This is a genomic window from Bacillus sp. IS1 (genome assembly GCF_032461585.1).
Taxonomy (GTDB): Bacteria; Bacillota; Bacilli; order Bacillales; family Bacillaceae; genus Bacillus; species Bacillus velezensis.
In genome coordinates, this window is sequence record NZ_JAWCWR010000001.1 from 522332 (window position 1) to 547401 (window position 25070).

Here is a 25070-nt window from a genome sequence, read left to right on the forward strand (position 1 = left end):
GTTATTCTTTTTAATAGTTAAACATATTAACTATCGGAAGGAGGGGGAAAAGGTGCATGAAGAAAAAGTAAAGCAGCTGATTCAGCGTTATTCCGATGTATACCTGCACGTCTTAAAAAAAATTGACAGCATTATCGCTGAAAAAGTGAACAAAGAACTGACATTGGATCAATATTATATCCTCCGCTATATTATGCTCAATCCCGATTGCAAATCAATTGAACTGGCCGCGGTGTGCCACGTCAATAAAAGCGCCATTACATCTATGACGAACCGTCTGTATGAAAAAGGCTACATCAATAGAGAACGCAGCCAAAGCGACCGCCGGAGCATACTTTTAAATGTCACGGAAAAGGGAACGGAAGTATTTCACCGTGTGGAGCGGCGGATTGAGGAACTCGTCCGTTCATATATTATGTATTTTGATGAAGACGAGGCGGAGATGTTCGTGAATACATATGAAAAATTATATCGATTGATGATGACAGAGGAGGATCAGCAGACATAATGAAAAACATTATCCGAGCCCGCTGGATCATCGCCGCGGTATGGGTCGCCGCAACGGTGATATTTATGCTTACAGCGCCTGATATGGCTGAATTGACACGGGAGAAAGGGCAGATCTCCGTACCGGACGGATATTCCTCTTCTTACGCCCATGAATTGCTTGATGAAATGTCTGATTCAGATGCACCGTCTTCTTCTGCCGTCATCGTATTTCACGAAAAAGGCTTAATGACAGACAAAAAAGATCGTCTGGAAGAAGCCGTCAGCACTTTGTCTGAACATAAAAAAGCGCTTCAGATTAAAACGGTGACTTCATACTTCGGGGAGAAAAATGACGACATCAAAAAACAGCTGCTGTCAAAAGACAGACAAACGATGCTCGTTCAGCTGCAGCTTGATACATCCAAAAACGATATCATCGAAATAAAAAATAAAATTGATAAAGAGCTGAAACCGTACGGCGTATCATACGGCATTACAGGCCAATCGCTGATCGACGAAGATGTGTTAAAAAGCTCACAGGACGGCTTGAAAAAGACTGAATATATAACGGTCGCTTTTATCCTGATCGTGCTGATTCTTGTATTTCGGTCAGTGGTCGCTCCGTTCGTGCCGCTTTTATCAGTATTGATATCTTATTTAGTCAGCCAGTCGATTGTCGCATTTTTAGTCGATCAGCTGAATTTTCCGCTCTCAACTTTTACTCAGATTTTTATGGTTGCGATTATGTTCGGAATCGGCACAGACTACTGCATTCTGCTTCTCAGCCGGTTTAAAGAAGAACTGTCGCATGGCGCTGATATAAGAGAAGCGATCGTCGTGACTTACAAAACGGCCGGAAAGACGGTTTTGTACAGCGGCGGTGCGGTGCTGATCGGATTTGCCTGCATCGGATTTGCGACATTTAAGCTGTATCAGTCGGCAGCCGCCGTTGCGGTCGGTGTCGCGGTGCTGCTGCTTGCGCTCATGACGATCGTGCCGTTTTTTATGGCTGTTTTAGGAAAAAGACTGTTTTGGCCTGTTAAGGGCGATATTTCCCATCCTCAAAGCAAAGCATGGGAAACGTCAGGGCGGTTTTCATTTAAAAGGCCGCTCATCAGTCTTGCAATCGTTGCGGTATTCACCGTCCCGCCTATCCTTCTTTACAAAGGGTCGCTATCTTACAACAGTCTTGACGAAATCGGGGATAAATATGAATCCGTCCGCGCGTTTAATACGATTTCAGACGCATTCGGCCCGGGAGAACTTCTTCCGGCCACAGTCGTCATCAAAAATGATGAGACTCTAAATACCGAAAAACACCTGATTGATATCGAAAAAATCAGCAGAGAACTTGAAAAAACAGAGGGTGTAAAAACGGTCAGAAGCGCCACGCGCCCTGCCGGAAACGGATTGAATCAATTATTTGTCACAAATCAGGCAAAGCAGCTTCAAGAAGGGCTTGATAAAGGCAATACAGGACTTGAAAAAATTACGGACGGATTAGGGCATGCCGCAAAGTCGTTAGCTGATTCACAGCCGCAGATCGAAGAGTCGGGGAAAAGCGTCAATCAGCTTATTGACGGAACATTGTCTCTGAAATCCGGGCTTTCTGATATAGGAGAAAACCTGAATAAACTGCAGGCTGGCGTGAACGAGAATAAAGCCGGCGTCGCCCAGATGAGAAAGCAGATTGAAGAGCAAAAACAAATGCTGACTTCACAGCTCAGCCAAAACAGCGGTCTCGCTTCAGAAACGCAAAACGCTTTAAAATTGGTAAAAACCGTCCTGCCGATGAAAGATGAAGCCAGCAGACAGCTTGCCGATTTGAACAAGCAGCTTGCCCGGCTGCCGTTTGCAAAATTGGAGGCGTCAATACCGTCAGTCAAAACCGATCCCTCTTACCAAGAAATCAAATCGGCCTTTACGGGTGTACAGTCAGCCGTTTCCAAGGCAAACGCGGATGCAGAAGCTTTTTCTAAACAGGTCGACAGTCAAAAGGCTCATCTGCAGCAAGCGGAAAAACAATTTACCCGACTGGCAGCCGCTCAGAAGAAGATTGACACTCAAATTAACGCAATGATCAACGGTCTGACCAGTATTGAAAACGGACTGCAGCAAGTGTCAGACGGACAGGGGGCTCTCGCAGGACAAATGCCGCGCCTTGAATCGGCGGCGGGACAGCTCGCGGAGGGCCAGAAAAAAATGCAGAGCGGTCTCGGCGATTTTTCTTCCCGGCTCAGCGATCTTTCTTCAGGCCTTAACGACAGTGTAAAAGGGCTTAAGAAAGTATCAAGCGGCATGATGGGGGCGAATGATTACCTGGGTGAGCTTCACAAGGCGTCAGACAAAGAAATGACAGGCTGGTTTGTGCCGAAAGACGCCTTGAAAAACAGTGATTTCACAAGCGTGTTTAATACGTACATGTCAGATGACAGAAAAACGACAGAATTGACTGTCGTTCTTGATAACAATCCTTACTCAAATACGGCCATTCAAGATATTCAAGCGATCAAAGCGAGCGTAAAAAGGGCCATTCCGAACACGGATCTGAAGAATGCTTCCTTCGGCGTTTCGGGAGTCTCCAGCATGAATGCCGATCTGAAGGAAGTATCGGATTCAGACTTCAAACGGACGGCAATGTTTATGCTGGCGGGAATTTTTCTGATTCTCATCGTGATGCTGCGCTCCCTCATTATGCCTGTTTATTTAGTGGCGTCGCTCGTACTGACGTATTTCGCATCCATCGGCGTGACGGAATACATCTTTACACACTTCTTCGGGTATCCGGGCGTAAACTGGGCCGTGCCGTTCTTCGGCTTTGTCATTTTGATGGCTCTTGGCGTGGATTATTCCATCTTTTTAATGGACCGCTTTAATGAGCTTAAAAAAGAAGGAACGGAACCCGCAATGATCAGCAGTATGAAAAATATGGGTTCCGTCATCATTTCTGCGGCGATTATTTTAGCGGGAACCTTTGCGGCCATGCTGCCGTCAGGCGTTCTTTCCTTATTACAGATTGCAACCGTGGTATTAACAGGCCTTCTCATGTACGCAATTGTCGTCCTTCCGTTTTTTGTACCGGTCATGGTGAAAATATTCGGAAGAGCCAACTGGTGGCCTTTCAATTTGAAAAAATAACGTTCAATGCCTCTGCCTGTTTTCGGGCAGAGGTTTTTTGTTTCCTTATAAATCCTCCAGTTGATATAATTACATCTGCGTACTCTTTTTTGCGAATGCTGAAATTTGGTCATAATACATACTATGAAAGAATGAACGAAGGAGGTTTCACATGACTTACGTAAATGAAATGAAGTCAAAGCACGGCGGGATCACCGCCCACATCGTAAAGACCGAGAAATTTAAAACCGTTTCGCTGACGTTTAAAATGCTGGCTCCTTTAACGAAAGAGCTCGTAACAAAAAGGGCGCTGTTTCCGCATGTGCTTCTGCGCGGAACAGAAAGCCGCCCGAAAACCGCTGATCTGCGTTCTTATTTTGATGAGCTGTACGGCACATCCGTTTCAGCTGATCTGACAAAAAAGGGAGAACGTCATGTCATTACGTTCAGACTTGAGATTCCTAATGAAAAGTATCTGAAGGACCGCACACCGTTATTGGAAAAAGGTCTTCAGCTTTTATCAGAGCTTGTCTTTTCGCCCGCTTTGGAAAACGGCGCCTTCCTGCCCCTTTATGTCACGCAGGAAAAACGGACGCTGAAACAGCGGATTCAAGCCGTATATGATGATAAGATGAGATATTCTAATCTGCGTCTCGTTCAGGAAATGTGCAAAAGCGAACCGTATGCGCTTCACGTCAACGGCGAGTTCGATGATGTTGAACACATTACACCGCAAGATTTGTATGAAGCCTATCAAAAAGCCATACGCGAAGACCAGCTGGACCTGTACGTCATCGGCGATGTTGATACAGATCAAGTGAAAACGGCCGTTGATACGTATTTTAAAACGGAAGAACGGGAGCTGCAGCCTTTTGAAAGAAGCGCGGCGAATGAACAGCCCGATCCGAAGGAAGTCATTGATGAAGAGGACGTCAAGCAGGGCAAGCTGAATATCGGATTCCGGACCAATACGACATATACAGATCCGGATTATCCGGCATTGCAGGTGTTTAACGGGCTGTTCGGAGGTTTCTCTCATTCAAAGCTGTTTATAAATGTCCGTGAAAAAGCGAGCCTCGCCTATTATGCAGCCTCAAGGGTGGAAAGCTTCAAAGGGCTTTTGATGGTCATGTCGGGCATTGAGGTGAAAAATTACAAGCAGGCCGTCACCATCATTGAAGAACAGTTTCAGGCTATGCAGAACGGTGACTTTTCAGAAGATGATATCGCCCAAACGAAAGCCGTTATTAAAAATCAAGTATTAGAAACCATTGATACGGCATACGGTTTAGCGGAATTTCTGTATCAGCAGGCCTCAGCCCAAGTAGAGATACCGATCGAAAGATTCCTTGACAATATCGAGAAAGTGACAAAAGAGGACATTATCAATGTCGGAAAGAACATTAAGCTGGATACGACTTATTTCTTAAAAGGGACGGGGGGAGCATCTTGACTAAACCGATAAACTTCGAACAGCTTCAGGAAACGCTGTATCATGAAAAAATGGCAAACGGCCTTGATGTCTATGTGCTGCCGAAACAGGGCTTTAATAAAACATACGCCGTGTTTACGACAAAGTACGGTTCCATTGACAATCAATTCGTTCCTTTAAATAAGGAAGAAATGGTACACGTCCCTGACGGAATCGCGCATTTTCTGGAGCATAAACTGTTTGAAAAAGCGGACGGCGACGTGTTTCAGGACTTCAGTAAGCAGGGGGCGTCGGCAAATGCCTTTACATCATTTACACGAACCGCTTATCTGTTCTCCAGCACTTCTAATGTGGAGAAAAACCTGGAGACACTCGTGGATTTTGTTCAGGACCCGTATTTCACGGAAAAATCAGTTGAAAAAGAAAAAGGTATCATCGGCCAGGAAATCAATATGTATGATGATAATCCGGATTGGCGGCTGTTTTTCGGCCTTATCGAAAATATGTATAAAGACCACCCCGTGAAAATTGACATTGCCGGAACGGTGGAGAGCATCTCACATATTACGAAAGATCTGCTGTATGAGTGCTACGAAACGTTTTATCACCCGAGCAATATGCTGCTCTTTATCGTCGGTCCCGTAGATCCTGAAGCGGTCATCAGCCAGGTGCGGAAAAACCAGGAGAAAAAGCCTTTTACAGACCAGCCTGAAATCAAACGTGAAGAAGTTCAGGAGCAGGAAGCAGTTTTCCGCCGGGAGCAGGAGTTAAAAATGAACGTGCAAGGCTCAAAATGTCTTGTCGGTTTAAAAGCGAAAGACCCTTATAAAACGGGGCAGGAGCTGTTGAAGCACGAGCTCAGCATGAACCTCATGCTTGAATGTCTCTTCGGAAAAAGCTCACCGCATTACGGTGACTTGTACGACAAAGGCTACATTGATGAAACCTTCAGCTTTGATTACACGGCTGAATACGGATTCGGTTTTGCCTCTGTCGGAGGAGATACACCGGAGCCGGATAAGCTCGCTGACGAATTAAAACACATGCTGCTTGATGCGGAATCAGCCGTGACTGCGGAAAAACTTGATCTTGCGAGAAAAAAGAAGATCGGGTCATTCTTAAAAGCGCTCAATTCGCCTGAATATATCGCCAACCAATTTACACGCTACGCCTTTTTAGATATGAGTCTGTTTGATGTCGTAACCGTACTGGAGCAGATTACGCTGGAAGACGTAAAGCGGGTCATTAAAGAAGAAATATCAGAAGACAGGCTGACAGTCTGCAAAGTCGTGCCAAAATCATAACAAAAAACATCCCTCACGCCCTGAGGGATGTTTTTCTGGGGAAAGAAGGAGTATTGATTGATGAAACAGACAGCGCTCGTAACCGGAGCAAGCGGCGGAATCGGACAAAGTATAAGTGAAGTCCTCGCAAAAAACGGATATGACGTCCTTTTGCATTATCATTCTAATAAGGAAGCCGCACACAGGCTTGCGGAAAGGCTGAGCGCATCATTCGGCGTAAAAGCCTCCGTTATTCAGGCGGATCTGTCCTCACCGGATGGCGTGGAGACACTCAGCCGTTCCGTTAAGCAGCCTGTGGACGCCCTGATACTAAACAGCGGCAAAAGTCATTTCGGCCTGATTACGGACGTTACGGATGACATGGCGCGGGAGATGGTGCAGCTGCATGTGACGAGTCCGTTTCTTTTGGCGCGTAATCTGGTGCCCGGCATGATCCGGGAAAAAAGCGGGGGCATCGTCGCGATCGGTTCCGTCTGGGGAGAAACAGGCGCATCGTGCGAGGTATTATACAGCATGGTCAAGGGAGCGCAGCATTCGTTCGTCAAAGCGCTTGCCAAAGAGCTTGCTCCGAGCGGCGTCCGCGTGAATGCAGTCTCGCCGGGTGCCGTTGATACAAATATGCTTGATCAGTTCACGTCTGATGAAAAAGAAGCGTTGGCAGAGGAAATTCCCGCGGGCCGGCTGGCAAAGCCGGAGGAAATCGCCGAAGCGGCGGCCTTTTTATTATCGGACAAGGCTTCCTATATTACGGGGCATATATTATCCGTAAACGGCGGCTGGCACTGCTGAAAAAAATGTGTGTATAGTTTGCATCTGCACGGACAAAATAATTTTGTAACAACAGATGAAATGGAGGAACCCAACATGTCAGTATTAGAAAACTGGGATAATTGGAAGAATTTCCTTGGCGACAGATTGAACTATGCGCAGGAAAAAGGGATGAGTGATGAAACGATCACTGACCTCGCTACAGAAATCGGCGGTTACCTTGCGAACGAAGTCGACTCGAAAAACCATCAGGAAAAAGTGCTTGCTGATCTTTGGAGCGTTGCTTCTGAAGATGAACAGCGCGCCATCGCAAATATGATGGTGAAGCTTGTTGAAAATAACAGCACTCATTAAGAGGGGGGATTTCTCCTCTCTTTTTTTATGTTTTCCTCTATAGAGCAACATTCTTCTTTCTAATTAGAGAAAAATGTTTTATGATAAAGGAAGGTAAAAATTTGCCACAATGGAGGGGGTATATCATTTGGCAAAGCTCGAATGGTATTTTGAATATGAAATTCAAGTGAACCGCCCCGGCCTGCTCGGGGATATTTCATCTCTTCTCGGGATGCTGTCAATTAATATTGTCACAATTAACGGTGTCGACCTTTCCAGAAGGGGAATGCTGCTCAGATGCCGGCATATAGATCAAATTAAACGATTGGAATCAATTTTAAAAACAATGGAGACCATTAAAGTAACGAAGCTGAGAGAACCGAGGCTTCGCGACCGTCTCGCAGTCCGCCACGGAAGATACATTCAGCGTGATGCCGATGACAAAAAAACCTTCCGTTTTGAAAGGGACGAGCTCGGCCTTCTGGTTGACTTTATGGCTGAGCTGTTTAAAAAAGAAGGGCACAAACTGATCGGAATCCGGGGAATGCCGAGGGTCGGAAAAACAGAGTCCATCGTTGCGTCAAGCGTTTGTGCCAGCAAAAGATGGCTTTTCGTATCATCAACGTTGCTAAAACAAACGATCCGGAGCCAGCTGGTTGCCGATGAATACAGCACGGAAAACGTGTTTATCCTCGACGGCATCGTTTCGACAAGACGGGGATCTGAGCGCCATCTTCAGCTCGTCAGTGAAATTATGCGGCTTCCGGCGACAAAGGTCGTGGAGCACCCCGATATTTTTGTTCAAAATTCGGAGTATACGCTCGATGATTTCGATTATATTATCGAACTCAGAAATGATCCTGACGAAGTCATTACATATGAACATGCAGAAGAACCGCAAATGTTTGATCAGACCGGTTTTTCAAGCTTTGATTTTTAATATTGGAAGGTGTTTGTTGTGACAGAATTAGCAATCCGGCTTAAAGAAGCCAGAGAGGAAAAAGGGATGTCATTGGATGAACTCCAGGCGGCGACGAAAATTCAGAAAAGATACTTAACCGCTCTGGAAGAAGGCAATTATGACGTCATTCCCGGCAATTTTTATGTGCGGGCGTTTATCAAGCAATACGCTGAAGCTGTCGGGCTTGATTCCGATCAGTTATTTGAAGAATATAAAAAAGACATCCCTAACACGTACCATGACGATGTGTCGGAAAAAATTTCCGGTCTTGCCATGCAAAGGGAGCTTCCTAAGTCCGCTTCAAAGGCGGCGGAATGGCTTCCGACCGTCCTTGTCGTCATCGGTGTCATTATCGTCATCGCGATCATTTATGCGATTATTCAGCTCGGAATGAGCAAATCCGGACAGACAGACGGAGATAAAGCCGTCACCCAAAGTGGGAGCAAGTATGAGATTCCTAAGGATTCTGCGCTGAAAAACGACGGCAATACAAATGACGAAGCGCAATCTGACAGCAAGAAAGATAAAAAGGACACAAAAGCATCAGAGCAGAAAAAGAAAGAAAAAAGCAGTGAAAAGACGGAGATCAAAGCGGCCGGAACGGAAGGCTCAGCTTCTTCATACAACGTCTCCGGGGCAGATAAGTATAAGCTTGAACTGATTGCTTCTGACAGCGCATGGATCCGCGTCCGTGATGACAGCGGCGGTTCTTTAAAAGAAGGAACGCTGCAAAAAGGCGAAACCTTTAAAAAAGACGTCACGGATCAAAAGCAGATTGAAATCCGCACGGGCTATGCCCCTAACCTGAAAATTAAAATCAACGGAGAGGTTCTGTCCTATGAACTCAATCCGCATGATGTGATGGCGCAGACCATCACAATCAAGATGAAAAAATAAAAGGGGAAAAGTCATCTGAACGATTAAGATGACTTTTTCTTCACGTCCGAGTACATATTATTGGAGGGGCTTTATGTTTAACTTACCGAATAAAATCACACTGGCAAGAATCGCTTTAATTCCTGTATTTATGATTATCATGCTTGTTCCTTTTCAGTGGGGCAGCGTTCATATAGGGGATGAATCGATTCCGGTAGCGCATCTTACAGGAGCTGTTTTATTCATTATCGCATCAACGACTGACTGGGTGGATGGCTACTACGCCAGAAAACTGAACCTCGTGACAAACTTCGGGAAATTTTTAGATCCGCTGGCTGACAAACTGCTGGTATCCGCGGCATTAATTACGCTTGTGCAGTTTGACCTTGCGCCGGCGTGGATGGTCATCATCATCATCAGCCGCGAATTTGCCGTAACGGGATTAAGACTTGTGCTGGCGGGAACGGGGGAAGTTGTAGCCGCCAATATGCTGGGGAAAATTAAAACATGGGCTCAGATCATCGCTGTTGCCGCGCTTTTGCTGCATAATCTTCCGTTTGAGCTCGTTTCTTTCCCGTTCGGCGATATCGCTTTATGGGTAGCTGTGCTCTTCACAGTCATTTCCGGCTGGGATTATTTTGCGAAGAACTGGGATGCGTTAAAAACATCTAACTAAGAAAGAAGGACTTAAAGATGGAAATAGCAAAAAAAGCAGAAATCATTGCAGTCGGCTCGGAGCTTCTGCTCGGCCAGATCGCCAATACGAACGCGCAGTTTATCAGTAAAGAGCTGGCGGAAATCGGTGTAAACGTGTTTTATCATACCGCTGTCGGTGACAATCCGGAGCGGCTTAAGCAAGTCATCCGCATTGCCGAAGAGCGCTCAGACCTGATTATTTTTTCAGGCGGCCTCGGGCCGACCAAGGACGATTTAACGAAAGAAACCATTGCAAACACACTGGGGCGCCCGCTCGTTCTGAATGACGAAGCATTCCGGTCGATCGAAGAATATTTCGTGAAAACAAAACGGACCATGTCGCCGAATAACCGCAAACAGGCGCTCGTCATTGAGGGCTCAGACGTTTTGGCGAATCATTTCGGCATGGCGCCGGGAATGCTTGCAGAGCACGGCTCAAGGCTTTATATGCTGCTTCCCGGACCGCCGAGCGAGCTGCGTCCGATGTTTGAAAATGAAGCGAAGCCGCTGCTTCTTAAAAAGCTCGGTTCTAATGAGAAAATCGTTTCAACCGTGCTGCGGTTTTTCGGAATCGGTGAATCCCAGCTTGAAGCTGATTTAGAAGATATCATTGATGCGCAGACGAACCCGACGATTGCGCCGCTTGCTGCTGACGGAGAGGTCACGCTGCGTTTAACGGCGAAACATGCTGACGAAAAAGAAACAGAACGGCTTTTAAAAGAAACGGAAGCCGCCATTTTAGAACGTGTCGGTGAATTTTTCTACGGATATGATGATACGTCTCTGGTGAAGGAGCTTTCAAAAGCATGCAGACAAAACAAAATCACGATTTCCTCTGCCGAAAGCTTTACAGGCGGCCTGTTTTCTGAGTGGGTGACTGATTTAAGCGGTGCGTCTCAACTATTTGCAGGGGGCGTTGTCTGTTATTCCGACAGCGTGAAACAGCATGTGCTCGGCGTGAAAGCTGAGACGCTCGCAGAAAGCGGAGCGGTCAGCAAAGAGTGTGCGAAAGAGCTTGCAGCCGGTGTGAGAAAGCTGACCGGAAGCGATATCGGCATCAGCTTTACCGGGGTTGCGGGTCCCGACCCGCAGGAAGGGCATGCTCCGGGCCGCGTCTTTATCGGCATTTCGGCGGAAGGAAAAGAAGAGGTGCACGAATTTAACTTTGCCGGCTCAAGAACCGGAATCAGAAAGCGCGCCGCTAAATACGGCTGCCATCTCATTTTGAAAATGCTGGATCAAAAATAAAGTTTTAAAGAGCCGTTTTCTCTGATTTTTAAGTTTTATAAGGGAAATTATGCTCTTTTGCAGAAAAGCGAACGCGGAAAAAATCCGAATATGCGTTCGCTTTTTTCTTGGCAAATGCCAGTAAACAAGGTATAGTATATGTAGTGGCAAGATAAAGGAGGAAAAAATAAATGAGTGATCGTCAGGCAGCCTTAGATATGGCTCTTAAGCAAATAGAAAAACAATTCGGCAAAGGTTCCATCATGAAGCTCGGAGAAAAAACGGATACAAGAATTTCAACGGTGCCAAGCGGTTCCCTTGCACTTGATACCGCTCTCGGAATAGGCGGATACCCGCGCGGACGGATTATTGAAGTATACGGACCTGAAAGCTCAGGTAAAACGACTGTAGCGCTTCACGCAATCGCTGAGGTTCAGGAAAAAGGCGGACAGGCAGCATTTATTGATGCTGAGCATGCTCTTGATCCTGTTTACGCGCAAAAGCTCGGTGTCAATATCGAAGAGCTTCTGCTTTCTCAGCCGGATACGGGAGAGCAGGCGCTAGAGATTGCTGAAGCGCTGGTGCGAAGCGGAGCTGTTGATATCGTAGTCGTTGACTCTGTTGCGGCGCTTGTTCCAAAAGCTGAAATTGAAGGTGACATGGGTGATTCACACGTCGGTTTACAGGCGCGTCTCATGTCTCAGGCGCTCCGTAAGCTTTCCGGCGCTATCAATAAATCTAAAACAATCGCAATCTTTATTAACCAGATTCGTGAAAAAGTCGGCGTTATGTTCGGAAATCCGGAGACGACACCGGGGGGCCGCGCGCTGAAATTCTATTCTTCCGTGCGCCTTGAAGTGCGCCGTGCCGAGCAATTAAAGCAGGGCAACGACGTCATGGGGAATAAAACGAGAATTAAAGTCGTAAAAAACAAAGTCGCTCCTCCGTTCCGTACGGCTGAAGTGGACATTATGTACGGTGAAGGAATCTCCAAAGAAGGGGAAATCATCGACCTTGGAACTGAACTGGATATCGTGCAAAAAAGCGGTTCATGGTATTCTTATGAAGAAGAACGCCTCGGCCAGGGCCGTGAAAACGCCAAGCAGTTCTTAAAAGAAAATAAAGACATCATGCTGATGATTCAGGAACAAATCCGTGAATATTACGGTTTGGACAATAACGGTGTAACGGACAAAGCGGAAGAAGTTCAGGAAGAGATGGAATTAGAAGAATAAAAACACGATCAAAAGAGCGGAATAAGCAATTTCCGCTCTTTTTTTGTGTGTTTCAAAAAACACTGGCTGTTTCGGAAAATTTTATCTGGAATGTTACAACTTTTTTCACCCTTCACTCGTCTAACATCATGGCGAAAGTTGAAATTATATCTGAGGAGGAAAAAAGATGACGAGCCCCCGCCGCACAAGAATAAATAAAAAAAGAAAGAAGAAGCTGATGAAAACGGGAGGGCTGTTTCTTTTTCTGCTGCTTGTCACTGTTTTTATTATGATCTGGACCGTCACAGCGCATCACCGGGAGAAGGAATCCGTTAAAAGCGCTCCCGCCGCTCAATCTGATACTTCAAAAGACCAGACTCAACAGAAAAAAGAAAAGACGCAAAAAGAGAAAACACCTAAATCAATCGATCACAATAAACAGATCAGCAATTACTTGCAACAGATCGGGTTCAGCGGCACAGCAATGATCGTAAAAGATGGAAAAGTTGTGCTGAAAAAAGGCTTTGGCTATGCGGACCGAAAACAAAAAATTAAAAACAATCCGGAGACATCATATTATATCGGTTCTTCACAAAAAGCGTTAATCGCGACGGCTGTCCTGCAGCTTGAAGAAAAAGGGCTGCTGCAGACGAGTGACCCCGTCAGTACATACTTGCCGAATTTTCCTAACGGCACGCGCATTACACTGAAAAACCTGCTCAATCATACGTCCGGCATAAACGGGCATATTGAGGGGCAGGGACCGATTTCTCCAATTGATTTAATCAAGGATATAGAATACCGCGGAATTAAACGGCAGCCCGGGGTTTGGGATTACAGGGATTCCAACTATTCAGTGCTTGCTTATATCGTATCTCAGGTCAGCGGGGAGTCTTATGAACAATATATAAAAGAACACGTGTTCAAACCGGCCGGAATGAAGCATGCCGGATTTTACAAAACATTTGCCAAAGCCAAATATCCTGCCGTCGGCTACAAAGTCGATGAGAGCGGCAGTCTTGTAACGCCGCACCTTTTGGACTTATCGCAGCTGTACGGGGCGGGCGACATGTATATGAGCGCTGAAGATCTCTATAAATTTGATAAAGCGATCGTAAACAACACGCTCCTTTCAAAAGCAAGCTTCACAAAAATGTTTACAGCAGGAAGCAGTGCCGCTTACGGCATGGGGTTTTACATTGATCCGGGAAGCTATTCCAATCACGGTGTTATGCCCGGTTACAACATTTTGAACAGCTTCAGCCATTCGGCAAGCAAATATGTCATATTACTGTCAAACATTCAGAATAACGCCAAATTGGGACAGGTAAACAATAGAATTTACCAATTGCTTAACCAGGCGGACTGACAGAGCCGTCATTCACGAAAAGCGGATCTAGGTATGGTATGATATATACATGGCGAAGATTCCGAGCTGAAGGCGAATCGTTAAGCTGGCAAGCTTGACAAGTATTTCCGACACAATTACAATGAAGTTGTAACATTTGTTTTTTTAACATGATTGTTAAACCATTTAAACTTGACAAGGGCATGAGAGACTCATTCCCTGTGAAGGTTCTGTATGTTGAGAAAATCAAACAATGTACATGCCGGCACTTATTTAAGCAAAAACCAAGTTCATAGCAAGAGGAGGTGAAAGTATGACCCCAATGACGGTTCTCATCTCCATTTTGCTGACTCTGCTCGGTTTAGTTGTTGGCTACTATGTTCGTAAAACCATTGCCGAAGCAAAGATTGCGGGCGCACGCGGTGCTGCCGAGCAAATCCTTGAAGATGCAAAGCGTGATGCTGAAGCACTGAAAAAAGAAGCTCTGCTTGAAGCAAAGGACGAAATCCATACACTTCGAATAGATGCTGAACAGGAAGTTCGTGAAAGACGAAATGAGCTTCAAAAACAAGAAAACCGTTTACTTCAAAAAGAAGAAAATCTTGACCGTAAACATGAAGGAATTGATAAACGGGAAGCGATGTTGGAGAAGAAAGATCATTCTCTGAATGAACGACAACAACATATTGAAGAGATGGAAAGCAAAGTGGATGAGATGATTCGTATGCAGCAGTCAGAACTCGAACGCATTTCGAGCCTGACACGGGATGAAGCGAAACAAATCATTCTTGACCGGGTTGAAAATGAGCTTTCACATGACATCGCCATCATGACAAAAGAAACCGAAAACCGTGCGAAAGAAGAGGCAGATAAAAAGGCGAAAAACATTCTGTCGCTTGCTTTGCAGCGCTGTGCAGCAGATCATGTTGCCGAAACGACGGTATCGGTCGTCAATCTTCCGAATGATGAGATGAAAGGACGTATCATCGGCCGTGAAGGGCGTAACATTCGTACGCTTGAAACGCTTACAGGTATTGACCTGATTATTGATGACACACCTGAAGCAGTCATTCTTTCCGGATTTGATCCGATCAGACGGGAGACGGCAAGAATCGCTCTTGATAAACTTGTTCAGGATGGCCGTATTCACCCGGCGCGCATTGAAGAAATGGTTGAAAAATCCCGCCGTGAGGTTGATGACTATATCCGGGAAATGGGTGAGCAGACGACGTTTGAAGTCGGCGTTCACGGACTCCACCCGGATCTGATCAAGATCCTCGGCCGGTTGAAATTCCGTACAAGCTACGGGCAGAACGTACTGAAACATTCTATGGAAGTTGCGTTTTTAGCCGGTTTAATGGCTTCCGAGCTTGGAGAAGATGCAAAGCTTGCCAAGCGGGCCGGTCTTCTGCATGACATCGGAAAAGCAATTGACCATGAAGTGGAAGGAAGCCACGTGGAAATCGGAGTGGAGCTTGCGACCAAATATAAAGAGCATCCAGTCGTCATTAACAGTATTGCGTCACACCACGGAGACGAAGAGCCGACTTCCATTATCGCCGTTCTGGTCGCTGCCGCTGATGCACTGTCAGCCGCAAGACCGGGCGCGAGAAGTGAAACGCTCGAAAACTATATCCGCAGACTTGAAAAGCTTGAAGAAATCTCCGAGTCTTACGAAGGTGTTGAAAAATCATTTGCGATTCAGGCCGGCCGTGAAGTTCGCATCATGGTGAAGCCGGACTCCATTAATGATTTAGAAGCCCATCGTTTGGCACGTGATATCCGTAAACGAATTGAGGACGAGCTTGATTATCCGGGCCACATTAAAGTGACCGTAATCAGAGAAACTCGAGCCGTAGAGTATGCAAAATAAAGTGATGCTTAGCGCATCACTTTATTTTTTTGAGTCCCTGAAAAGGAAGGAATGGAATGTATGAGAATTTTATTTATCGGAGATGTTGTCGGTTCCCCGGGCCGCGACATGGTAAAAGAATATGTCCCGAAACTGAAAGCGAAACATAAACCGCATTTTACAATTATTAACGGAGAAAATGCAGCACACGGAAAAGGACTGACAGAAAAGATCTACCACAGCCTGATGGAAGCGGGAGCAGATGCCATTACAATGGGAAACCATACGTGGGATAAAAGAGAGATCTTCGACTTTATTGATGATGTGCCGCATCTTGTCCGGCCGGCGAACTTCCCGGAAGGTACGCCGGGCAAAGGCATTACCTATATTAAATCGAACGGAAAAGAGCTTGCCGTCATTAATTTACAGGGGCGGACGTTTCTTCCGCCGCTTGATGATCCGTTTGCTAAAGCGGATGAATTAATAGAAGAAGCGAAAAAGCGCACGCCGTACATTTTTATTGATTTTCACGCCGAAGCGACAAGCGAAAAAATTGCGATCGGCTGGTACACAGACGGAAGAGCCTCTGCCGTGGTAGGCACCCATACACACGTGCAAACGGCAGATAACCGCATTTTACCGAAAGGAACGGCATATATTACTGATGTAGGCATGACGGGTCCGTACGACGGAATTCTCGGTATGGACAGAGAAACGGTCATCAAGCGGTTTAAAACCAATCTTCCCGTCCGGTTTACGGTGGCGGAAGGTAAAACTACGCTGAGCGGAGTGCTCATTGACATCGACGATCAAACGAAAAAGGCCGTAAATATCGAACGGATATTAATCAATGATGACCATATGTTCTTTGAATAGGTGATCATGTGTTTATTTTATAAAAATATTAAAAGGAAAAGCAGGAATATAGCAACTTCTTAGTGAATATAGTAGAAATGGAAGGTAGCCCGCTATTTTTGAAAAGCATTGTGGGGATGGCTTTTTGGATAGCAACATCTAATAATGATTGTTCTAATGAACACTCACTTATCCATTGTAAAACTAAGGGGGAGCAGAAATGGAAATCTTAAAAGTTTCAGCAAAATCAAGTCCAAATTCAGTAGCAGGCGCGCTTGCCGGTGTATTGAGGGAACGCGGAGCCGCCGAAATTCAAGCAATTGGGGCGGGTGCCTTAAACCAGGCTGTTAAAGCGGTTGCGATTGCCAGAGGCTTTGTCGCGCCAAGCGGCGTAGATTTGATTTGTATTCCGGCTTTTACAGATATACAGATTGACGGAGAAGAAAGAACGGCGATTAAGTTAATCGTCGAACCCCGTTAAAAACAAAAACATGACATTCTCAACCTGCTTGCGTAAGGCGAGCGGGTTGTTTTTATTGTTGTCATATTTTCTCACAATATTATATTGATAGTACGAAGAGATGATAAATGGCTTTATTCATATAATATTCAAAAAAAATCCCGCCCATTTTTCCGGACGGAAGCAGTTGTTTTCTTGGAGTGGACACTGGTATTTACCTCCTTTTTATCTCATGTTACAATCCAGTTATTACAGTGTTTTTTCGAGGAGGAGTGTACATGTTGGGAGGAAAGATGAAAGCTATCGTTAAAAATGAAAACGCTTTCGGAGCAACTCTGAAAGAAATTCCCATACCTTCCATTAATGAGAATGAAGTTCTCATTAAAGTACAGGCCGCATCTATATGCGGTACAGATGTGCATATTTATAATTGGGATCAATGGGCGCAGAAACGAATCAAAACACCTCAAGTATTCGGACATGAATTCAGCGGTATCGTAGCGGAAACGGGCAAGCACGTCACAAATGTCAAAATAGGTGACTACGTTTCGGCTGAAACCCACTTCGTCTGCGGTACTTGTGTCCCTTGTTTAACAGGAAAACATCATGTGTGCACCCATACAAAGATCCTCGGCGTAGATACAGCCGGTTCCTTCGCTGAATATGTCAAAGTGCCGGCTCGAAATGTTTGGAAAAATCCCGCTGATATGGACCCCGCCGTCGCTTCTGTTCAAGAGCCGCTTGGCAACGCGGTGCATACGGTGCTGGAAAACAGCCAGCTTGCGGGCGGTTCCGCTGCAATTATCGGTTGCGGACCGATCGGACTGATGGCGGTGGCGGTGGCTAAAGCGGCCGGTGCGTCCCGTATTGTGGCCATTGATAAAAATGATTACAGGCTGGCTCTTGCGAAGAAATTGGGAGCCACGATCACCATTCCAGCTGACGAGGAAGATCCGCTTGAGGTGATTGACACCTTAACAGGCGGAGAAGGGATCGACCTTGTCTGCGAAATGTCCGGCCACCCGACAGCCATAACACAAGGATTAAAGATGGCGGCCAACGGGGGAAGGTTCCACATGCTGAGTCTGCCGGAACGTCCGGTGACGGTTGACCTGACAAATGACGTGGTGTTTAAAGGACTTACCGTCCAAGGCATCACAGGCAGAAAAATGTTTGAAACATGGCGGAAGGTATCGCACCTGCTTGAATCCGGCCTTGTTGATCTGACGCCGGTGATCACGCATCAGTTTCCGCTTGAAGACTTTGAAAAAGGGTTTGACCTGATGAGAAAGGGCCGGTGCGGCAAAGTCATTTTGATTCCATAAGGGGAGGGTTCTATAATGAAAGAATTTGAATTTCTAAAAGCCGAGCTTGATAAAATGAAAGAAAATAAAACGTGGCAGCAAATGAAACAAATTGAAACGAAGCAGGGTCCGTCGGTGGAAGTCAAAGGGAAAAACGTGATACAGCTTTCATCGAACAATTATCTCGGTTTGACGTCGCATCCAAGGCTTGTCGAAGCGGCCAAACGCGCCGCGGAAGAATTCGGGGCGGGTACGGGGTCCGTCCGGACAATCGCCGGAACATTCACAATGCACAATGAGCTGGAGAAAAAATTGGCAAACTTTAAAAAAACAGAAGCGGCACTTGTTTTTCAATCGGGGTTCACAACGAATCAGGGCGTCCTATCAAGCATTCTTACAAAAGAGGATATCGTGATCTCTGACGAACTGAACCATGCTTCCATCATTGACGGAATCAGGCTCACAAAAGCAGATAAAAAGGTGTACCGCCATGTTGATATGGACGATTTGGAAAGGGTGCTGAAAAAATCAATGAATTACCGCATGCGCCTGATCGTCACCGACGGCGTATTCTCAATGGACGGCAACATCGCTCCTTTGCCTGACATCGTCAAACTTGCAGAGGCGTACGATGCCTTTGTGATGGTCGACGACGCGCATGCTTCCGGCGTACTCGGAAAAAACGGAAGGGGAACGGTTAATCACTTCGGGCTTGACGGAAGAGTTCACATACAGGTGGGCACATTAAGCAAAGCCATCGGAGTGCTTGGCGGTTACGCCGCAGGGTCGCAGGTTCTGATCGATTACCTGCGCCATAAAGGGCGTCCTTTCTTATTCAGCACTTCTCATCCGCCTGCGGTAACGGCCGCATGCATAGAAGCCATTGACGTCCTGCTGGAAGAGCCGGAGCATATGGAAAAGCTATGGGAGAACACGGCGTATTTCAAAGACAAACTGGTTCAAATGGGACTGACCCTCACAAAAAGCGAAACACCGATCGTGCCGATATTAATAGGGGAGGAAGAAAAAGCCCAGGCATTATCAGACCTTTTATTGACCCGCGGCGTCTTTGCACAAAGCATCGTGTATCCGACGGTCGCCCAAGGAAAAGCGAGAATCCGCACCATTATTACGGCGGAGCATACAAAAGAGGAGCTTGACCGGGCCTTGGAAGTTATCCGTTCAGCCGCAAAAGAGCTTCAGCTTGTGTAAGGGGGAAATGATTCCCTCTTTTTTATTTCTTATTGATTCTTATTCTCAATAAGGTGTACAATAATAGGCTGGCGGTTGTGCCAAACGCTTTTAACCAGTATACTTGAGGGTGGAAGTTTCGGTTGAAAGGAGACATTCGAACATGAATGAAAAGCAAAAGCAGGAAAGCGGACAAGTGAATCCGGCGGACAAAAAATCCGAAAAGGATTACAGCAAGTATTTTGAAGCCGTTTATATTCCGCCTTCTTTAAAAGATGCGAAAAAACGGGGCAAAGAATCCGTTCAATATCATAACGATTTTAAAATCTCAGAAGAATTTAAAGGCCTCGGTGAAGGCAGGAAATTTTATATCCGCACGTACGGATGCCAAATGAACGAGCATGATACGGAAGTCATGGCGGGTATTTTTATGGCGCTCGGTTATGAAGCGACAAATTCGGTTGATGACGCGAACGTTATTTTATTAAACACTTGCGCTATCCGGGAAAATGCTGAAAACAAAGTGTTCGGAGAGCTCGGCCATTTAAAGGCGCTCAAAAAAAATAATCCGGACCTGATTCTCGGTGTCTGCGGCTGCATGTCACAGGAAGAATCAGTCGTAAACCGCATCCTTAAGAAGCACCCGTTTGTCGATATGATTTTCGGCACGCACAACATCCACCGTCTGCCGGAACTGTTATCAGAGGCATATTTATCAAAAGAGATGGTCATTGAAGTGTGGTCGAAGGAAGGGGATGTCATTGAAAACCTTCCGAAAGTCCGCAACGGAAAAATTAAAGGCTGGGTCAACATTATGTACGGCTGTGACAAGTTCTGCACATACTGCATCGTACCGTATACCCGCGGAAAAGAACGAAGCCGCCGTCCTGAGGAAATTATCCAGGAAGTCAGAAGACTTGCAAGCGAAGGCTATAAAGAAATCACGCTGCTCGGTCAAAACGTGAATGCGTACGGAAAAGATTTTGAGGATATGACGTACGGTCTCGGTGATTTAATGGACGAACTGCGTAAAATTGATATTCCTAGAATCCGATTCACGACGAGTCATCCGCGTGACTTTGATGATCATCTGATCGAAGTGCTCGCCAAAGGCGGCAACCTTCTTGACCATATCCATCTTCCGGTTCAATCAGGAAGCTCAGCGATGTTAAAAATGATGGCGCGCAAATATGACAGAGAACGCTATCTGGAGCTTGTCGGAAAAATTAAAGCGGCGATGCCGAACGCTTCACTGACGACCGATATTATTGTCGGTTTCCCGAATGAAACTGATGAACAGTTTGAAGAAACGCTTTCGTTATATCGAGAAGTGGAATTTGACAGCGCATATACGTTTATTTACTCTCCGCGTGAAGGCACGCCGGCAGCGAAGATGAAAGACAATGTTCCGATGAGGGTCAAGAAAGAACGTCTTCAGCGCCTCAATGATTTGGTGAAAGAAATTTCAGCCAAAAAAATGAAGGAATATGAAGGCAGGACTGTCGAAGTATTAGTTGAGGGAGAAAGCAAAAATAACCCTGACATTCTTGCCGGCTATACGGAAAAAAGCAAGCTCGTCAACTTCAAAGGGCCGAAAGACGCCATCGGCAAGATTGTACGCGTCAAAATCGAACAGGCGAAAACATGGTCGCTTGACGGTGTGATGGCAGGAGAAGCAATCGAGGTGAAATAATAATGACGCTTTACTCTAAGAAAGACATTGTACAGCAGGCTAGGAACCTTGCGAAAATGATTTCTGAAACAGAAGAAGTTGATTTTTTCAAACGCGCTGAGGCGCAGATTAACGAAAATGAAAAAGTCTCCGCGATTATTAATCAGATTAAAACCCTGCAAAAGCAAGCCGTTAACCTGAAGCACTACGAAAAGCTTGAAGCGCTGAAACAAGTGGAAAGTAAAATTGACGCCCTGCAGGAAGAGCTTGAAGGGATTCCGATCATTCAGGAATTCAGAGATTCCCAGATTGAGGTCAATGACCTTCTTCAGCTTGTCGCACATACGATCTCAAATCAGGTGACAAACGAAATCATTACATCTACCGGAGGCAACCTGCTGACGGGAGAAACCGGTTCAAAAGTAAAACATTCGAATAACAGCTGTTCTATTTAAACACGGGGCCTTCATCGGCCCGTGTTTTTTTGCTATTTGAGAACTAATTGTAATATGTACTAAATTTTCATTGACTTACTGTTTTGTCCCATTTTACTGGAAAGTTTTATCATACTTAAAAGTAAAGTTTCTGGGCAGGGCTGCATACAATGAAACAGAAACTTTGTATTTTTATATTTTTATTATAAAAATGCACATGAGACAAATGCCCAGCATAAGATAACACGAAGAAGAACAAGGAGGCCTGCCGGAATGTCTGAATACAGGGAAATTATTACGAAAGCGGTAGTTGCGAAAGGAAGAAAATTCACCCAATGCACCAACACGATCTCACCTGGAGAAAAACCGTCAAGTATATTGGGCGGCTGGATTATCAACCACAAGTACGATGCCGAAAAGATCGGGAAGACTGTAGAAATTGAAGGGTATTATGATATAAACGTCTGGTACTCTTACGCCGATAATACAAAAACGGAAGTTGTAACCGAGAGAGTAAAGTATGTCGATGTGATTAAACTCAGATACAGAGACACAAATTACTTAGATGACGAACACGAAGTCATTGCCAAAGTGCTGCAGCAGCCGAATTGTCTTGAAGTCACCATTTCTCCTAACGGAAATAAAATCGTGGTTCAGGCAGAGAGAGAATTTTTAGCAGAAGTGGTCGGTGAAACGAAAGTCGTCGTCGAAGTCAATCCTGACTGGGAAGAAGACGATGATGATGATTGGGAAGACGATCTTGATGAAGAATTAGAGGACATTAACCCTGAATTTTTAGTCGGAGATCCTGAAGAATAAGTTGAGGCTAGGGGAGTTTAACACCCCAAGTCTCTTTTTTATATATAAAGATATCACTCTTTTGTTTATGTTATAATGGGATTCGGATAAGAGAAGATACATAGTGAGGGATTAAATGATGGCTAGTTACACGCCTATGATACAGCAATACTTGAAGATAAAGGCAGAGCACCAAGATGCCTTTTTATTTTTTCGGCTTGGTGACTTTTATGAAATGTTTTTTGAAGATGCAAAAAAAGCGTCACAAGAGCTTGAAATTACACTGACAAGCAGAGACGGAGGTTCGGCTGATAAAATTCCGATGTGCGGCGTGCCGTATCATTCCGCGGCGGCTTATATTGAACAGCTGATTAAAAAGGGCTATAAAGTGGCGATCTGTGAACAGACGGAAGATCCGAAGGCGGCTAAAGGCGTTGTAAAAAGAGAAGTCGTCCAGCTGATCACACCGGGAACCGTGATGGATGGAAAAGGCATTCATGAGTCGGAAAACAACTTTATCGCTTCCGTTTCCGAATTCCGTGACGGATACGGTCTCGCTTTATCGGACTTAACGACCGGAGAAAACCTGGCCGTATTTATTGAGCGGATTGAGGATGTCATGTCAGAAATTTACTCAGTCGGCGCAAGGGAAATTGTCGTATCAAGCAAGTTTAACGAACATACAGCTGCTCAGCTGAAAGAACGGTGCGGCGCCACGATTTCCATCGAAGACGGGGAAATAACAGAACGCATTGAAATCGCAAAGCACTTGCCGGGCGAAGAGCTGACAGAGACGTTTATGCGTTTATATACGTATTTGCAGAAAACGCAAAAACGGAGCCTGGATCACCTGCAGCCGGTTCAAGTATATGAATTGGAAGAAGCGATGAAAATTGACCTGTATTCAAAACGGAATCTTGAGCTGACGGAAACGATCCGTTCGAAAAGCAAAAAAGGGTCATTGCTTTGGCTTTTAGACGAGACGAAAACAGCAATGGGCGGCCGGCTTCTCAAACAATGGATTGACCGCCCGCTGATCAGGGCATCCCAAATCGAGGAACGCCAGGAAATGGTCGAGACGCTGATCAATCATCTGTTTGAGCGTGAAGATCTGCGAGAGCGCCTGAAGGAAGTATACGATTTAGAACGTCTGGCGGGCCGGGTCGCATTCGGAAACGTCAACGCAAGGGATTTAATCCAGCTGAAAGAATCTTTAAAACAAGTGCCGAGCATCAAAGAGCTTGTAGGGTCTCTTAACCATAAAAAAGCAAAAGAACGCGCCGGCTTGATTGATCTGTGCGGAGATTTGCTTGACCTGTTAGAAGAAGCCCTTCATGAAAACCCGCCGTTATCGTTAAAAGAAGGCAACTTAATTAAAGACGGCTATCATCAGAAGCTCGATGAGTACCGTGACGCCAGCAAAAACGGTAAAGACTGGATTGCCAGACTGGAGCAGCAGGAACGCGCTTATACGGGCATCCGTTCATTAAAGGTCGGTTTCAATAAAGTGTTCGGCTATTATATTGAAGTCACAAAAGCAAACCTTCATCTTCTTGAGGACGGACGGTATGAGCGGAAGCAGACCCTCACAAACGCCGAACGGTACATTACGCCGGAATTGAAGGAAAAAGAAGCGCTTATTTTAGAAGCGGAAAACAACATCTGCGAGCTGGAATATGAGCTTTTTGCCGGACTGCGTGAAAAGGTGAAACAATTTATTCCGCGTCTGCAGCGTCTTGCCAAACAAATGAGTGAGCTGGACGCACTGCAATGCTTTGCTACGATCAGTGAAAACAGGCATTACACAAAGCCCGTCTTTTCTGATAATGAAGTAAAAGTCATTGAAGGGAGACACCCCGTCGTTGAAAAGGTGATGGACAGTCAAGAATACGTGCCGAACAACTGCCTGATGGGCGATTCGCGGGAAATGCTCCTGATTACGGGTCCGAATATGTCAGGTAAAAGCACGTACATGAGACAGATCGCACTTTTATCGATCATGGCCCAGATCGGCTGTTTTGTGCCCGCAAAAGAAGCGGTTCTGCCGATTTTTGATCAAATCTTCACGAGAATTGGGGCAGCGGATGATTTGATTTCCGGACAAAGCACCTTTATGGTGGAAATGCTGGAAGCGAAAAACGCGATTGTGAACGCCACAAAAGACAGCCTGATCCTGTTTGATGAAATCGGCCGCGGGACATCAACGTACGACGGAATGGCGCTGGCACAGGCGATTATTGAATATGTTCACGATCATATCGGCGCTAAAACACTGTTCAGCACGCATTATCATGAGCTGACGGTGCTTGAAGATAAGCTTCCTCAGCTGAAAAACGTTCATGTGCGCGCAGAGGAATATAACGGAACGGTCGTGTTTCTCCATCAAATCAAAGAAGGAGCCGCAGATAAAAGTTACGGCATTCATGTCGCCCAGCTTGCCGAGCTCCCGGACGATCTGATCAGCCGCGCGCAGGAGATTTTGAAACAGCTTGAGCAGACGGGAGATAAACCGGAGCTTCCGGCGGTATCTGAGAAAAAGTCCGCCGTCAGAGAAGAACCGGCACAGCTGTCCTTTTTTGCTGACGGTGAAAAAGAACAGAAGGCACCGGCTGTTTCTAATAAAGAAAAACAAGTGCTTGAAGCCTTTAAGTCAATCAATATTCTCGATATGACGCCGCTTGAAGCAATGAACGAAATGTACAAGCTGCAAAAAAAATTAAAATAGAAAGAGGTGACGGA

General features: G+C 45.7%; 21 protein-coding genes. All 21 read left to right on the forward strand.

Annotated elements, in window-relative coordinates:
• Window positions 1–52: 52 nt before the first annotated feature.
• On the forward strand, window positions 53–508 hold the full coding sequence (locus RUW00_RS02475) for a MarR family winged helix-turn-helix transcriptional regulator (RefSeq protein ID WP_003154157.1): 456 nt from the start codon (window positions 53–55) through the stop codon (window positions 506–508).
• Window positions 508–3627, forward strand: coding sequence for an MMPL family transporter (locus tag RUW00_RS02480; protein WP_280145100.1), 3120 nt, complete (start codon window positions 508–510; stop codon window positions 3625–3627). Before RUW00_RS02475 ends, RUW00_RS02480 begins: the two co-directional genes overlap by 1 nt.
• A gap of 151 nt (window positions 3628–3778) precedes the next feature.
• The gene (gene yfmF, locus RUW00_RS02485; RefSeq protein ID WP_012117578.1) at window positions 3779–5059 is read left to right on the forward strand and encodes an EF-P 5-aminopentanol modification-associated protein YfmF; all 1281 of its coding nucleotides are present in this window, start codon (window positions 3779–3781) and stop codon (window positions 5057–5059) included.
• A complete protein-coding gene (yfmH, locus tag RUW00_RS02490) occupies window positions 5056–6342 on the forward strand; it encodes an EF-P 5-aminopentanol modification-associated protein YfmH (protein WP_029973455.1) in 1287 nt (428 codons plus the stop codon). Before yfmF ends, yfmH begins: the two co-directional genes overlap by 4 nt.
• Before the next feature lie 60 nt (window positions 6343–6402).
• A complete protein-coding gene (gene ymfI, locus RUW00_RS02495) occupies window positions 6403–7131 on the forward strand; it encodes an elongation factor P 5-aminopentanone reductase (RefSeq protein ID WP_172869437.1) in 729 nt (242 codons plus the stop codon).
• Between the two features lie 75 nt (window positions 7132–7206).
• Window positions 7207–7464 carry a DUF3243 domain-containing protein gene (locus RUW00_RS02500; protein WP_003154150.1) on the forward strand — a complete coding sequence of 86 codons (258 nt, stop codon included), beginning with the start codon at window positions 7207–7209 and terminating at the stop codon, window positions 7462–7464.
• 127 nt (window positions 7465–7591) lie between these two features.
• On the forward strand, window positions 7592–8383 hold the full coding sequence (locus RUW00_RS02505) for a DUF3388 domain-containing protein (protein WP_003154149.1): 792 nt from the start codon (window positions 7592–7594) through the stop codon (window positions 8381–8383).
• A gap of 18 nt (window positions 8384–8401) precedes the next feature.
• Window positions 8402–9301, forward strand: coding sequence for a helix-turn-helix domain-containing protein (locus RUW00_RS02510; RefSeq protein WP_280145101.1), 900 nt, complete (start codon window positions 8402–8404; stop codon window positions 9299–9301).
• 73 nt (window positions 9302–9374) lie between these two features.
• Window positions 9375–9956 carry a CDP-diacylglycerol--glycerol-3-phosphate 3-phosphatidyltransferase gene (gene pgsA / locus RUW00_RS02515; protein ID WP_007409821.1) on the forward strand — a complete coding sequence of 194 codons (582 nt, stop codon included), beginning with the start codon at window positions 9375–9377 and terminating at the stop codon, window positions 9954–9956.
• A 17-nt stretch (window positions 9957–9973) separates the two neighbouring features.
• The gene (locus RUW00_RS02520; RefSeq protein WP_029973453.1) at window positions 9974–11224 is read left to right on the forward strand and encodes a competence/damage-inducible protein A; all 1251 of its coding nucleotides are present in this window, start codon (window positions 9974–9976) and stop codon (window positions 11222–11224) included.
• A 170-nt stretch (window positions 11225–11394) separates the two neighbouring features.
• Window positions 11395–12438 (forward strand): recombinase RecA, encoded by a 1044-nt coding sequence (gene recA, locus RUW00_RS02525; protein ID WP_003154145.1) that lies wholly within the window; start codon window positions 11395–11397, stop codon window positions 12436–12438.
• A 166-nt stretch (window positions 12439–12604) separates the two neighbouring features.
• Window positions 12605–13786, forward strand: a complete 1182-nt coding sequence (locus tag RUW00_RS02530; protein ID WP_071181769.1) for a serine hydrolase domain-containing protein — start codon at window positions 12605–12607, stop codon at window positions 13784–13786.
• Between the two features lie 292 nt (window positions 13787–14078).
• Window positions 14079–15638: a ribonuclease Y gene (rny, locus tag RUW00_RS02535; RefSeq protein WP_003154140.1), complete on the forward strand. Its 1560-nt coding sequence runs from the start codon at window positions 14079–14081 to the stop codon at window positions 15636–15638.
• Window positions 15639–15698: 60 nt separating this feature from the next.
• The gene (locus RUW00_RS02540) at window positions 15699–16493 is read left to right on the forward strand and encodes a TIGR00282 family metallophosphoesterase (protein ID WP_003154137.1); all 795 of its coding nucleotides are present in this window, start codon (window positions 15699–15701) and stop codon (window positions 16491–16493) included.
• 199 nt (window positions 16494–16692) lie between these two features.
• Window positions 16693–16953, forward strand: a complete 261-nt coding sequence (gene spoVS, locus RUW00_RS02545; protein WP_003154135.1) for a stage V sporulation protein SpoVS — start codon at window positions 16693–16695, stop codon at window positions 16951–16953.
• Between the two features lie 257 nt (window positions 16954–17210).
• Complete coding sequence (tdh, locus tag RUW00_RS02550) at window positions 17211–18257, forward strand: L-threonine 3-dehydrogenase (protein WP_160216854.1); 1047 nt, start codon at window positions 17211–17213, stop codon at window positions 18255–18257.
• 12 nt (window positions 18258–18269) lie between these two features.
• Window positions 18270–19448, forward strand: coding sequence for a glycine C-acetyltransferase (locus RUW00_RS02555; RefSeq protein ID WP_109955188.1), 1179 nt, complete (start codon window positions 18270–18272; stop codon window positions 19446–19448).
• A 142-nt stretch (window positions 19449–19590) separates the two neighbouring features.
• Entirely contained in the window at window positions 19591–21120 is a 1530-nt protein-coding gene (gene miaB / locus RUW00_RS02560; RefSeq protein ID WP_003154116.1) for a tRNA (N6-isopentenyl adenosine(37)-C2)-methylthiotransferase MiaB, read from the forward strand.
• A 2-nt stretch (window positions 21121–21122) separates the two neighbouring features.
• Complete coding sequence (gene ricA / locus RUW00_RS02565; protein ID WP_003154113.1) at window positions 21123–21554, forward strand: regulatory iron-sulfur-containing complex subunit RicA; 432 nt, start codon at window positions 21123–21125, stop codon at window positions 21552–21554.
• Between the two features lie 252 nt (window positions 21555–21806).
• Window positions 21807–22352, forward strand: coding sequence for an outer spore coat protein CotE (gene cotE, locus RUW00_RS02570; protein WP_003154111.1), 546 nt, complete (start codon window positions 21807–21809; stop codon window positions 22350–22352).
• A gap of 118 nt (window positions 22353–22470) precedes the next feature.
• Window positions 22471–25056 (forward strand): DNA mismatch repair protein MutS, encoded by a 2586-nt coding sequence (gene mutS / locus RUW00_RS02575; protein ID WP_095272028.1) that lies wholly within the window; start codon window positions 22471–22473, stop codon window positions 25054–25056.
• Window positions 25057–25070 lie beyond the last annotated feature (14 nt).